We start from the raw sequence: 12,417 nt of genomic DNA on the forward strand, positions 1-12,417 counted from the left end.
TCACCCGTGCATGAAAGATCAGGGTACCGGGCCGCGTGCCCGACCGGATACAAGGTGATGCGGTCCTGCCGCATTGTCGTTCACGGCCCAGGCCTCGCATCACGTCCCGCCTGCCAGCGCCGATGCGCATGTTGCGAACGCTCCATTGTGGCGCCGAGCTCGTCGCGGTCAAGGCCGCTAACGCGCCGCCTCCGGCGGTGGCCTGCGGCCAGTCTTGACCGTGCCTCGCCTCGGCGCCCAAGACCGCCGCCAACAAACAATGCTCTCTTGACAACTCACTCCCCATACAAGGATGAGGGCGGGAGCTAGATCTGAGCTCCCGCTTCCAACTTTACTTCATCGGCCAGATCGCCTCGGCAATCGCCGCCTGCGGCGGGAAGATGGTGACGAACTTGCCGCCGACATATTGCAGCAGCACCGGATCGGCGTCGTTGTTCTGGCCCATCTCGTCGAACTTGACGCGCTTCCAGGGCATGATGGTCTTCTCGCCCGGGATGTCGGTCGCGGCCAGCGCGTCGCGGATCTTCTCGCCGTCGGTCGACTTGGCGCGGCTGATGGCGTCGGCCAGGATGATCAGGCCCATGAACTGGCGCGAGGTGAGGTCGTTGAAATCCTTGCCGGACTTGGCCTTGAACATCTCGTTGATCTTGCCGACCATCGGCCGCTTCTGCGCGAGGTCGAGCGAGAAGGTGCCGCGCGAGATCACGCCTTCGAGCTTGTCGCCGACCGCGTCGTACAGCGCCTTCTCGGAAAAGCCGGCGTCCTGCGCCACGATCGCATTCGGCTTGTAGCCGAGCTCGGCCATGGTCTTGACCAGGAGGATGCCGTCGGTGGTGTAGCTCGACGGCATCAGCACGTCGGCATTGGCGGTCTTGAGCTGCTGTACCTCGGCCGAGAGCGAGGGCGAGTTGGCGCGGTACTTGATATCGGTGACGATCTTGTAGCCGCGCTCGCCGGCGATCTTGGTCTGGGCGTTTCCGGAATCGGTGCCGAAGATGGTGTCCTCGTGGAACAGCGACAAAGTTTCGATCTTGGTGCCCTTCTTCTTCATGGCGTCGAAGAAGTCGAACATCGCGGCCGAGTACATCTCGTCATGCGGCGAGGCGCGGAAGTAATATTTCAGGCCGCGGCGGTGCAGGCTCGGCGAGGAATTGTCGGCGGACACGAACGGAACCTGATAGCGCTCGCAGATCTGGCTCACGGTCACGGCCACCGCGCTCTGGTAAGTGCCGATGATGGCGCAGACCTTCTCCTGTGTGATCAGGCGCTCGGCCTCAGCGCGGCCCTTCTGCGGATCGGCCTGATGATCGGCGAACACGAGACGGATCTTGCCACCGCCGAGACCCGGCAGGCCTTCGCCCTTCGCCAGCGGCAGGTCGAAGTCGGTGTCCTTGTTGATGACTTCGAGCGCGGTCTCATAGGCCTTCTGCGCGTCGACGCCCTGCTGCGCGCTGCCGCCGGAGAACGGATAGATCACGCCGATCACGACTTCCGAGGTCTGTGCGCGCGCTGCCAGCGGCACGAGAGCGGCAGTGGCGGTGGCTCCCAACAACACGTCGCGGCGAGTGATCGTCATGGCAAAGTCCCCTGTGACTGAATTTCGGCTGATCGAATGAAGCGATTGATGGATGCGGTAAAGCCTGAAGAAGCAGCAGACGCTGCCCACTAAATCACGGCCATGTTTCTGTTCTTGAGATCCGTCACCAGCATCAGGCCGGGCGAATGCGTGATCGCGAATGGAAGCTTTGCGGCATTGATCACCGATTGCGGCGTCACCCCGCAGGCCCAGAACACCGGAATCTCGTCGTCGGCGACCGGCACCGGATCGCCGTAGTCGGGCTTGGCAATGTCCTTGATGCCGATCAGATGCGGATGGCCGAGATGCACGGGCGCGCCGTGCACGGCGGGATAGCGCGAGGTGATCTGCACCGCGCGGATCGCGTCGGCCGGCCTGAACGGGCGCATCGACACCACCATGGGACCGGCAAACGGACCTGATACACCGCAAGCGATGTTGGTGCGATACATCGGCACGCGCACATTCTTCTCGATGTGGCGGATCGGCATGCCCTCCTCGAGCAGCGCCTCCTCGAACGAGAACGAGCAGCCGAGCACGAAGGTGACGAGGTCGTCGCGCCAGTAGCTCTTGACGTCGGTCGGCTCGTCCACGACCTCGCCGTCGCGCCAGACGCGGTAGCGCGGAACGTCGGTGCGGATGTCGAGGTCGGCGCCGAGCGAGGGGATGTAAGGGCTGCCGACGTCGGACATGCCGATGATCGGGCACGGTTTTGGATTGAGCTGGCAGAAGCGATGAAAGGCGCCGGCGTATTCCGCCGGCAGGATCGCCAGATTGCCCTGGACGTATCCGGGGGCGACGCCGGCGGTGGAGGCGACCAGCCCCTCGCGGTAGGCGAGCCGGGCCTTGCGGCTCGGAAGGGCGTCGGGTGTTTCAGTTTGCTGCGCTGCCACCAAAACAGTCATGTGATCGACCTGCCTATAAACTCGACAAAGACAAGCCAACACCAAGCGTGCTATAAAGTCTAATCGTCGTTTCTAATCAATCTCGATAAATCTGATTTATCGACTGGGAAAATCCTTCCAATGCTGGACTTCAGGTCGATCGAGACGTTCCTTTGGGTGGTGAAGCTCGGCAGCTTCCGTGGCGCCGCGCAGCGGCTCAACACCACACAGCCGGCGATCTCCCAGCGCATCGCCCAGCTCGAGCGCGAGATGGGCGTGAAGCTCTTGAACCGAGATCATCGCGTGGCCTCACCGACACCGAGCGGCCGGCAGATGATGGTCTACGCGGAGAAGCTGATCGGCCTGCGCGCTGCGATGATGGCGGAAATCGGCGACCGCTCGGCAATGCGCGGCGTGATGCGGCTCGGCGTCGCCGAGACCATCGTGCACACCTGGCTGCCGCGGCTCGTCAAGAGCGTGAACGAGGTCTATCCGAACCTGTCGCTGGAGATCGAGGTCGACATCACGCCGAACCTCACCGCGCGCCTGCTCGCGCAGGAGATCGAGCTCGCCTTCGTCGTCGGACCGCTGTCCGCCTCCGGCGTGCACAACCGCGTGCTTGCCGATTATCCGATCGGCTTCCTCGCAAGTCCCTCGCTCGGGCTCGGCAAGGGCCCGGTGACGCCGGCGGAGCTCGCGCGGTTTCCGATCATCACCTTCCCGCGCAAGACCAAGCCTTACGAGGTCGTGCGCGAGGTGTTCGACCGGCCGGAGCTGCCGCCGATCCGCCTGCATGCATCCGCCTCGCTGGCGACCGTCATCCATATGGCGGTCGAGGGCCTCGGCATCGCCGTGATCCCCGACGCCATCGTCGAGAACGAGCTTGCCGACGGGCGGCTGCAGCTGCTCGACACCGATCTCGCCATCGCGCCGCTGACCTTCACCGCAAGCTGGCTCGCCTCGCCCGATGTCGTCGCCGTCGAGCGCGTCGCCGAGCTTGCACGGCAAATTGCGCAGAGCAGCCTCGCGGTTGACGCGCCCGCACTGGCGCGTCATTGAAAAAGGCGCCGGACCTTTCTCCCGTCATTCCGGGGCGATGCGACAGCATCGAACCCGGAATCTCGAGATTCCGGGTTCGCCCTTCGGGCGCCCCGGAATGACAGCGACAAATGGAAACGACCGCATGAGCCGAGCCGCCACCAACCTGCAAATCGATTCCGCCCGCCTGTGGGGCTCCATCCACGAGACCGCGCAATTCGGCGCGACCGCCAAGGGCGGCGTGCGGCGGCTGACGTTGAGCCACGAAGACAAGCAGGTGCGCGATTGGTTCCGCAAGGCTTGCGAGGATGCCGGACTGGAAGTCCACGTCGATGCGCTCGGATCACAGTTCGGCCTGCGCAAGGGCCGCGACATGTCGAAGCTGCCCGTCGGCATCGGCTCGCATCTCGACACCCAGCCGACCGGCGGCAAGTACGACGGCATTCTGGGGACGCTCGGCGCGCTCGAGGTGATCCGCACGCTGAACGATGCCGGCATCGAGACCGAGGCGCCGATCTGCGTCGTGAACTGGACCAACGAGGAAGGCTCGCGCTTCGCACCTGCGATGATGGCCTCCGCCGCCTATGTCGGCGACTTCACCACCGACGACATTTTGTCGCGCAAGGACGCCGAAGGCACCACCGTGGGCCAGGCGCTCGACAGCATCGGCTATCGCGGCGAAAAGCCGGTCGGCTTCCAGAAGCTCGGCTGCTTCGTCGAGCTGCACATCGAGCAGGGACCGATCCTTGAAGCCGAAGGCAAGACCATCGGCGTGGTCGATTCGGGCCAGGGCGTGCTCTGGTACGACGGCAAGATCTCCGGCTTCGAGAGCCATGCGGGCTCGACCCCGATGCCGCTGCGGCGCGACGCACTGGCGACCTTGTCCGAAATCGTGCTGGCGATGGAGTCAATTGCGAAGAAGCACGGACCGAACGCAGTCGGCACCATCGGCGAGGCGGTCATTGCCAATCCCTCGCGCAACGTCATTCCCGGCGAGATCGCCTTCACCATGGACTGCCGCAGTGCCGATGGCGCCATCATGGATGCGCTCGATCGCGATCTGCGTGAGGCAATCGCCGAGATCGCCGCGCGCCGCAAGGTCGAGGTCAAGATCGATCTGGTCTGGCGCAAGCCCCCGACGCATTTCGATCCGAAGCTGATTGCGGCGGTCGAGAACGCCGCAAAGACGCTCGGCTATACCTCGCGCCGCATCACCTCCGGCGCCGGCCACGACGCCTGCAACCTCAACACGATCATGCCGGCGGCGATGGTGTTCGTGCCCTGCAAGGACGGCATCAGCCACAACGAGCTGGAGGATGCGACGCAGGGCGACTGCGCCGCGGGCACCAACGTCCTCATGCATACCGTGCTGGCGATCGCCGGCGTCGCATCCTGACCACCGGAGAGAACCATGCGCGGAGTTTTCGTCGACGCCAATGAATCGCTGGCCGTGATCATGGAGCGGCTGGAGAAGCCCGGTGATCCCAAGGTGCGGATCAACAGGAACCCCGACATCACGCCCGAGCAATATCCGGAAGTTCTCGATGGCGCCGAGATCGCGATCGTCGACCATACCGCGCTGCCGACCGAGGTCGCGAAGAAATGCACGGGGCTGAAGCACGTCGTGTTCCTCGGCACCGGCGCGCGCAGCTACATGAATCCGGAAGAGCTTGCCGAGCTCGGCATCTCCGTGCATCTGATCAAAGGCTACGGCGATACAGCGGTTGCGGAATCCGCGATCGCGCTGATGTGGGCGTCGGCCCGCGTCATCGCGATGATGGATCGCGAGATGCGGGCCGGCAACTGGCTGCGCGAGGACGGCATGCAGCTCACCGGCAAGACGCTCGGCCTGATCGGCTTCGGCGGCATCGCCGCGGAGGTCGCGCGTATTGCGTCCGGAAGCGGCATGAAGGTGATTGCCTGGAACCGCTCGCCGAAGAGCCACGCGAGCGTCGAATTCACCGACCTCAACAGCGTGCTGGCCAGAAGCGACGTGGTGTCGCTGCACCTGCTGCTCAACGACGAGACGCGCGGCATGATCACCCGCGAGAAGATCGGCAAGATGAAACGCGGCGTCATCCTCATCAACACCGCCCGCGCCGCGATCGTCGACGAAGCCGCCATGATCGAGGCGCTGAAGTCCGGCCATATCCGCCACGCCGGCCTCGATGTCTTCAACATCGAGCCGCTGCCCGGCGATCATCCGCTGACCAAGCTGCCGAACGTGACGCTGTCGGCGCATTCGGCCTTCCGCACGCCGGAAGCGAGCGAAAACCTGATTGAAGCGGCGCTGGTTCACTGCCGCCGGATCGTGAAGGGATAAGAGCAACAACAATGGCCGACTATCGCATCATCAAGGCTGAGCCGCTCACCAAGGCCATCCATACCATCGTCAAGGCTGGCGGCTCCTCGGACCGCGAGGCCGAGCTCGTATCGACCAATCTCGTCGAGGCCAATCTGAAGGGACATGACTCGCACGGCGTGGGCATGGTCCCGCGCTATGTCCAGAGCGTCACCAATGGCGGCCTTGCCGTGAACGCGCACGTCAAGATCGTGCTCGACACGGGTCCTCTTCTCACCCTCGACGGTCTCACCGGCTATGGCCAGGTGATCGGCCACGAGGCGATGGAGCTGGCGGCAGAGCGCGCCAAGCGCAACGGCGTGTGTCTCGTCGGCCTTTCGAACTCGCACCATATCGGCCGTATCGGCCACTGGGCCGAGCAGTGCATCGACCACGGGCTGGTCTCGATCCACTTCGTCAATGTGATCTCGCGCCCGATCGTGGCGCCCTGGGGCGGCAGCGATGCGCGCCACGGCACCAACCCGTTCTGCGTCGGCATCCCGCGCGCCGGCAAGGATCCGATCGTGCTCGATTTCGCCACCAGCAGGATCGCTCAGGGCAAGACCCGCGTCGCCCATAACAAGGGCGTCGAACTGGAGCCCGGCACGATCATTGATCACGAGGGCAAGCCCACGGTCAATCCGCGCTACACCGTGATCCCGCCGTACGGCGCCATCCTGCCGTTCGGCGAGCACAAGGGTTCGGGGCTCGCGCTGGTGTGCGAAATCCTCGGCGGCGCGCTCTCCGGCGGTCAGGTCGTCAAGGGCCCGTCCGACGGCAAGTACAACGTCCTCAACGGCATGCTCTCGATCGTCATCGATCCGGGCAAGCTCGGCACCGGCGAGAACCTCGCGCGCGAAGTCGAGAGTTTCGTCGCCTGGCACACCGGCTCGCCGCCCGCCCCCGGCGTCGACAAGGTCAGGATCGCGGGTGATCCCGAGCGCGAGACCAAGACGAAGCGGTTGGCCGAAGGCATCCCGATCGACCCGACCACCTGGCAGGAGATTCTGGAGGCCGGGAAGAAGTTCGGGCTGGATCAGGCGGCGATCGAGAAGATCGCGGGCTGAGCCATCACAACAGGTGTCATCCCGGACAAGCGCAACGAAGCGGAGCGCTGATCCGGGACCCATAGCCATAGGGAGCGGTTTGGCGAAGACTCGGAGTTACCCGCGAATGCTACGATTACTGCCTGTGGTTATGGGTCCCGGATCTGTGCGCGCTTTTGGCGCGCTTGTCCGGGACGACCACAGAGTTTGCCGCGACGGCGGAGCCTAGCTCTCGCAAGTCCGCCTTAGTCCACCATATCCGCAACCGCCTTGCCGCACGCAGTCGTGTCGGCATTGCCGCCGAGATCCTTCGTGCGCAGCGTGCGCTCTGCGAGCGTGCGCTCGATCGCCTCGACGATCGACTTGCCCGCTTCCTTCTCGCCGAGATGCTCGAACATCATCGCGCCGGACCAGATCATGCCGATCGGGTTGGCGATGCCCTGGCCTGCGATGTCGGGCGCCGAGCCGTGCACCGGCTCGAACAGGGATGGGAAATCGCCCTCGGGGTTGATGTTGCCGGACGGAGCGATGCCGATCGTGCCGGTGCAGGCCGGGCCGAGGTCGGAGAGGATGTCGCCGAACAGGTTGGAGCCGACCACGACGTCGAACCAGTCCGGATGCAGCACGAAGTTCGCGGTGAGAATGTCGATGTGGTACTTGTCCCACTTCACGCCCGGAAACTTCTTCGCCATCGCCTCCACGCGCTCGTCCCAATAGGGCATGGTGATCGAGATGCCGTTGGACTTGGTCGCCGAGGTCAGGTGCTTCTTCGGCCGCGACTGCGCAAGCTCGAAGGCGAATTTCAGGATACGATCGACCCCGGTGCGGGTCATCACCGTCTGCTGCGTCACGAACTCGCGGTCAGTGTCCGGGAACATGCGGCCGCCGACCGAGGAATATTCGCCTTCGGTGTTCTCGCGCACCACCCAGAAATCGATGTCGCCGGGCTTGCGCCCCGCCAGCGGTGACGGCACGCCGGGCATCAACCGCACCGGGCGCAGGCTCACGTACTGGTCGAACTCGCGGCGGAACTTGATCAGCGAGCCCCACAGCGAGACGTGGTCCGGGATCTTGGCCGGCCAGCCGACCGCACCGAAATAGATCGCATCGTGCTTGCCGATCTTCTCCTTCCAGTCGTCCGGCATCATCTGGCCGTGCTTCTCGTAATAGTCGTACGACGCGAAGTCGAAATGGTCGAAATGCAGCGAGACGTTGTGCTTCTTCGCCGCCGCCTCCAGGACGCGCAGGCCCTCCGGCATCACCTCCTTGCCGATGCCGTCGCCGGGAATGACCGCGATCCGGTATTGTTTCTTGCTCATCGAGAACGTCCTTGGTTGGTCCGGCAGTCGCCGCTTTCTGACTGCCCTGCAATGGACCAAACGCGGCGGCAGTGCAACGCTGCACTGCAATGTTGACCATGGCGCCGGCGAGCGCCTACTGATTTGATCCTGTTCCCACGAACGAGTACCCCCATGGACCTGCATCTGCGCGGCAAGCGCGTCCTGATCACCGGCGCGTCCAAGGGCATTGGCGCAGCCGCCGCCGAGGCGTTCGCCGAGGAAGGCGCGCATCTCCTCCTCGCGGCGCGCAGCGGCGATCAGCTCAAGGCGCTGGCCGACCGCCTGCGCACCGCGCACCAGATCGACGCCGCCACCAGCATCGTCGATCTGCGCAAGGAGGACGACGTGGCCCGGTTGGCGAAGGAAGCCGCCGACATCGACGTCCTCGTCAACAACGCCGGCGACATTCCCGGCGGCTCGATCGACAAGATCGACGAGGCAACCTGGCGGCACGCCTGGGAATTGAAGGTGTTCGGCTATATCAACCTGACGCGGTACATCTACGCGCAGATGAAGGCCAGGGGCGGCGGCGTCATCGTCAACGACATCGGCGCGGCCGGCGAGAAGTTCGACGCCAACTACATCTGCGGCAGCGCCGGCAATGCCGCGCTGATGGCGTTCACACGTGCGCTCGGCGGCAAGAGCCTCGCCGACAACATCCGGGTGGTCGGCATCAATCCCGGCCCCGTCGGCACCGACCGTCATGTCACCCTTTTGAAGACGCGGGCCAGGCACCAGTTCGGCGACGAGAGCCGCTACAAGGAATTCCAGAAGAGCCTGCCGCTCGGGCGCCCTGCGCATGCGCGCGAGATCGGCGACCTCATGGCGTTCCTCGCGTCCGATCGCGCCGGCTATACGTCGGGCGTGATCTACACGGTCGACGGCGGCATCAGCGCGGGGTGGGGTTGATGCATATAGTCATTCCGGGGCGCCCGAAGGGCGAACCCGGAATCTCGAGATTCTCAAGTGCGCAAGGGCGCACCATAGTTCGATGCTGCGCATCGCCCCGGAATGACGAACACGACAATGAGGAGCTATAAGTTTGTCTGATCTGATCCGCGAAACCGCCTGCACCGTCGTCGACAAGCTGCGCTCCGGCGACGTCTCGCCGCTCGAGCTCTTGGACGTGCTGGAGAAGCGCATCGAGGAGGTCGACGGCAAGGTCAATGCACTGCCGACCTTGTGTTTCGATCGCGCGCGGGACAGCGCGAAATCGCTGATGCAGAAGCCGGCCGGCGCGCGCGGACTGCTCGCCGGGCTGCCGGTGCCGATCAAGGATCTGACCGATGTCGCGGGCGTGTTGAACACGCAGGGCTCACCGATCTTCAAGGACAACATCCCCGCGAAGTCCGACCTCATGGTCGAGAACCTCGAGGGCAACGGCGCAGTCGTCTACGCCAAGTCGAACACGCCGGAATTCGGCGCCGGCGCCAACACGTTCAACGAGGTGTTCGGCGCGACACTCAATCCCTGGGATACGAGGAAATCGGCCGCGGGCTCTTCCGGCGGCGCGGCGGTGGCGCTTGCGACCGGCATGGCCTGGCTCGCCCAGGGCTCCGACATGGGCGGGTCCTTGCGCAGCCCCGCGGCCTTCTGCGGCGTCGTCGGCATGCGGCCGAGCATCGGCCGCGTCGCGCATACCCCCAAGTCCGGCATCGATCGCAATCTCGGCGTGGTCGGCCCGATGGCGCGCAACGTCGAGGATCTCGCGCTGCTGCTCGACGCCATGAGCGGCGACTATGCCGACGATCCGCTGTCGCTGCCGGCTCCCGCAACCTCGTTCCTGTCGGCGGCCCAGGCGGGCAAGAGGCCGAAGCGCATCGCCTATTCGCCCGATCTCGGCATCACCCCGGTCGATCCCGAAGTGAAGGCGATCACGCGCAAAGCCGCCGAACGTTTCGCCGAAGCTGGCGCCATCGTCGAGGAGGCGCATCCGGATTGGCGCGAGGCGCATGAATGCTTCCACGTGCTGCGCGCCTTCGATTTCGCGATCACCAAGGCCAATCTGCTGCGCACCAAGCGCGATTTGCTCAAGCCAGAGGTGATCTGGAACATCGAGGAAGGCCTCAAGCTCACGGTCGAGCAGCTCGCGCGCGCCGAGGCGCAGCGCGTCGGCATGACGGCGCGGGCGGTCGAGTTCTTCAAGAGCTACGACCTGCTGCTGACGCCGACCACGATTGTTCCGCCCTTCCCTATCGAGCATCGCTATGTCGCCGAATGCGATGGCAAGAAGTTCGAGAACTACATCGAATGGCTCGGCATCGTCTACGCCATCACGCTGGCCTGCTGCCCGTCTCTCTCCCTGCCCTGCGGCTTCACGGCCGCGGGCCTGCCGGTCGGCGTGCAGGTGGTCGGCGCGCCGCGCGCCGACGCGCAGGTGATTGCCGGCGCGAAGGTGCTGGAGGATATCCTAAGCCTGCGCGCGACGACGCCGATCGATCCGAAGGTGAAGGACTAGCCTCACTCTCGTGCCCCGGACGCCGCGCAGCGCTTCTTGAGCGTTGCGCTGCAGAGCCGGGGCCCATCTCTCCGCGACTTCCGGTGCTGCCCTGGGTCCCGGCTCTGCGGCGCAGCGCTAGCGCGCTGCCCCTTGTCCGGGACACGAGACCTCACCTCTCTGGTCGCCTCCAGGCTGCGATTGTGGCGCGACATCGCAAAGCAAAAGCAAAAGATCGCGGTACGACTTCCCGTCGCACCCTGCCAGTCATCGCGCGGCACGCAGAACGGTTGCTCGGTTCGCTATTTGGCGATCGGGCAGGAGCCGGGATCATCGCAGCGAGGAGGCGTCGGTCGCGTGGTACCGGTCGCCTCTTCGGAGCTCGGGCCTACCGCCCCGTTCAGAACGACCGAGACACTCCATCGATATGTTGTTTGCGGCGTCAGACCGGAATCCCCAAAGCTCGATCCTGTCACGTCGCCAATCGCCTGGAACGCACCATCTGGCCCCGCCCGCGAAACCCGGTAAGTTGTTCCGTCGTCCCCTGGAGACCAGGCCAGGTCAGCGCCGCTATCCGACGTATCGATCACGGTGAGCGACTGCGGTGCCGATAGCGAGGGCGCGGTCGCGCCGGCGGGCGCCGCGGCAGCGGCCGTGAGCGCATCCAGCATCGCTTTGATCGCCTTGATTTGCGATCCGGACTTCGTCACGTAGCTATCCTGATGGTCGACGTAGCTCCACCAATCCCAACAGGCCTGCGGATTGCTTGGCCAGTATGAGCTGGTCTTGGTCTGCGGATAGAGAATGACCAGGCGGTTTGTGTCCGCCCACTCATTGTAGCCGGCCTCATCCACGAATCTGCGTCCGATATCGGCGACGTCCTGCTTGCATCCATGGAGCGCGACATGGACGCGACACGGACTGCCCTGCTCGCAATCCCGAGGTACGAACACGTAGCCGGTATCGCCCATGCTCAGCGCGTCGGGCAGATGCGGCGTGGTATAGATCGATTGATCAAAGCTCTTCACCGAACCCGCAAGTTGCGCGGGACTGGGCGGATTCAGGCGGCCGTAAATATGCTGCAGGATGACGCCGGCCTGGTCATAGCCGCATTGGTCGATATAGGGCGCCGTGTTGGCCTTGCAGTCGTTGAGCCCGGGTGCGCCCTGTTTCGCCACGACGAACGAGTGGCCCGCGCCGAGCGTGGCTTGATAGAACAAGTTGGCGCGATTGGCATCCCCCAGATAATGGCGATAGAAATCGGCGGCCGCATCGGTCGCGGCCTTGTCGACGACAGCGTCATTGTAGCCGTGAAAGAGATAGATCTTCTGCCTGCTGACATTGCTGAGAGGGTCGATCTCGCCCGCTGCGGCCTTCGCGTCGGCCTTTGCCATAAAATCCTTCGGATTCAGATCCGACGCCGGCCCTTTCATGCATGCACCCGTGGCTCGCCAGATCGGCCCCCAGTACCAGGTGGCGGCGTCGAACGCGTCCGCCTTCGCGCACCAGTAAGGGCCGCCTGCGACCACGCCGACGCCCTTGATCACCGACGACCACGCCGTGCCGAACTGAACGGCCATGAACGTGCCCGACGAAATTCCCGAAATCGAACTCTCACCGATCGGCGCGCGATAGCGCCGCAACTCCTCGGCGGCGCACGATGACACGCCGAGAGTGGTTGTGAAGATCAGGATGCAGATCTGGGCGGCGGTGAATTGCCGCAAACCGGCCACGCGCATGACAGCCTCGCCAAAT

The 12,417-nt window shown here is 64.6% G+C and carries 10 protein-coding genes; 6 read left to right on the top strand and 4 right to left on the bottom strand.

The window, feature by feature from the left end:
• Nucleotides 1-331 precede the first annotated feature (331 nt).
• Both HZZ13_RS20220 and HZZ13_RS20225 read right to left on the bottom strand, forming a co-directional pair.
• Nucleotides 332-1,576, bottom strand: coding sequence for an ABC transporter substrate-binding protein (locus tag HZZ13_RS20220; protein ID WP_197961299.1), 1,245 nt, complete (start codon nt 1,574-1,576; stop codon nt 332-334).
• Nucleotides 1,577-1,665: 89 nt separating this feature from the next.
• A complete protein-coding gene (locus HZZ13_RS20225; protein WP_197961300.1) occupies nt 1,666-2,481 on the bottom strand; it encodes a putative hydro-lyase in 816 nt (271 codons plus the stop codon).
• Nucleotides 2,482-2,601: 120 nt separating this feature from the next.
• On the opposite strand from HZZ13_RS20225, the gene HZZ13_RS20230 reads away from it, so the two are divergent.
• The 4 genes from HZZ13_RS20230 to HZZ13_RS20245 all read left to right on the top strand — a co-directional run bounded on the left by HZZ13_RS20230 (nt 2,602) and on the right by HZZ13_RS20245 (nt 6,906).
• Entirely contained in the window at nt 2,602-3,519 is a 918-nt protein-coding gene (locus HZZ13_RS20230) for a LysR family transcriptional regulator (protein ID WP_197961301.1), read from the top strand.
• Between the two features lie 124 nt (nt 3,520-3,643).
• Complete coding sequence (locus HZZ13_RS20235; RefSeq protein ID WP_197961302.1) at nt 3,644-4,894, top strand: Zn-dependent hydrolase; 1,251 nt, start codon at nt 3,644-3,646, stop codon at nt 4,892-4,894.
• 15 nt (nt 4,895-4,909) lie between these two features.
• Nucleotides 4,910-5,821, top strand: coding sequence for an NAD(P)-dependent oxidoreductase (locus HZZ13_RS20240; protein WP_197961303.1), 912 nt, complete (start codon nt 4,910-4,912; stop codon nt 5,819-5,821).
• 11 nt (nt 5,822-5,832) lie between these two features.
• A complete protein-coding gene (locus HZZ13_RS20245) occupies nt 5,833-6,906 on the top strand; it encodes a malate/lactate/ureidoglycolate dehydrogenase (protein WP_197961304.1) in 1,074 nt (357 codons plus the stop codon).
• A 224-nt stretch (nt 6,907-7,130) separates the two neighbouring features.
• Here HZZ13_RS20245 and HZZ13_RS20250 read toward each other — a convergent pair whose 3' ends face one another.
• Nucleotides 7,131-8,204: a tartrate dehydrogenase gene (locus tag HZZ13_RS20250; protein WP_197961305.1), complete on the bottom strand. Its 1,074-nt coding sequence runs from the start codon at nt 8,202-8,204 to the stop codon at nt 7,131-7,133.
• Nucleotides 8,205-8,357: 153 nt separating this feature from the next.
• On the opposite strand from HZZ13_RS20250, the gene HZZ13_RS20255 reads away from it, so the two are divergent.
• Nucleotides 8,358-9,134, top strand: coding sequence for an SDR family oxidoreductase (locus tag HZZ13_RS20255; RefSeq protein WP_197961306.1), 777 nt, complete (start codon nt 8,358-8,360; stop codon nt 9,132-9,134).
• A 133-nt stretch (nt 9,135-9,267) separates the two neighbouring features.
• A complete protein-coding gene (locus HZZ13_RS20260) occupies nt 9,268-10,683 on the top strand; it encodes an amidase (protein ID WP_210349414.1) in 1,416 nt (471 codons plus the stop codon).
• Between the two features lie 281 nt (nt 10,684-10,964).
• Here HZZ13_RS20260 and HZZ13_RS20265 read toward each other — a convergent pair whose 3' ends face one another.
• The gene (locus tag HZZ13_RS20265; protein ID WP_197961307.1) at nt 10,965-12,401 is read right to left on the bottom strand and encodes an extracellular catalytic domain type 2 short-chain-length polyhydroxyalkanoate depolymerase; all 1,437 of its coding nucleotides are present in this window, start codon (nt 12,399-12,401) and stop codon (nt 10,965-10,967) included.
• Nucleotides 12,402-12,417 lie beyond the last annotated feature (16 nt).

Origin of the sequence: Bradyrhizobium agreste, from assembly GCF_016031625.1 — a bacterium.
GTDB lineage: Bacteria > Pseudomonadota > Alphaproteobacteria > Rhizobiales > Xanthobacteraceae > Bradyrhizobium > Bradyrhizobium agreste.

What these genes read in the sequence shown, in the direction of transcription:
- HZZ13_RS20220 (WP_197961299.1), bottom strand. Translation starts at nt 1,576, where the DNA reads ATGACGATCACTCGCCGCGACGTGTTGTTGGGAGCCACCGCCACTGCC.
- HZZ13_RS20225 (WP_197961300.1), bottom strand. Translation starts at nt 2,481, where the DNA reads ATGACTGTTTTGGTGGCAGCGCAGCAAACTGAAACACCCGACGCCCTT.
- HZZ13_RS20230 (WP_197961301.1), top strand. Translation starts at nt 2,602, where the DNA reads ATGCTGGACTTCAGGTCGATCGAGACGTTCCTTTGGGTGGTGAAGCTC.
- HZZ13_RS20235 (WP_197961302.1), top strand. Translation starts at nt 3,644, where the DNA reads ATGAGCCGAGCCGCCACCAACCTGCAAATCGATTCCGCCCGCCTGTGG.
- HZZ13_RS20240 (WP_197961303.1), top strand. Translation starts at nt 4,910, where the DNA reads ATGCGCGGAGTTTTCGTCGACGCCAATGAATCGCTGGCCGTGATCATG.
- HZZ13_RS20245 (WP_197961304.1), top strand. Translation starts at nt 5,833, where the DNA reads ATGGCCGACTATCGCATCATCAAGGCTGAGCCGCTCACCAAGGCCATC.
- HZZ13_RS20250 (WP_197961305.1), bottom strand. Translation starts at nt 8,204, where the DNA reads ATGAGCAAGAAACAATACCGGATCGCGGTCATTCCCGGCGACGGCATC.
- HZZ13_RS20255 (WP_197961306.1), top strand. Translation starts at nt 8,358, where the DNA reads ATGGACCTGCATCTGCGCGGCAAGCGCGTCCTGATCACCGGCGCGTCC.
- HZZ13_RS20265 (WP_197961307.1), bottom strand. Translation starts at nt 12,401, where the DNA reads ATGCGCGTGGCCGGTTTGCGGCAATTCACCGCCGCCCAGATCTGCATC.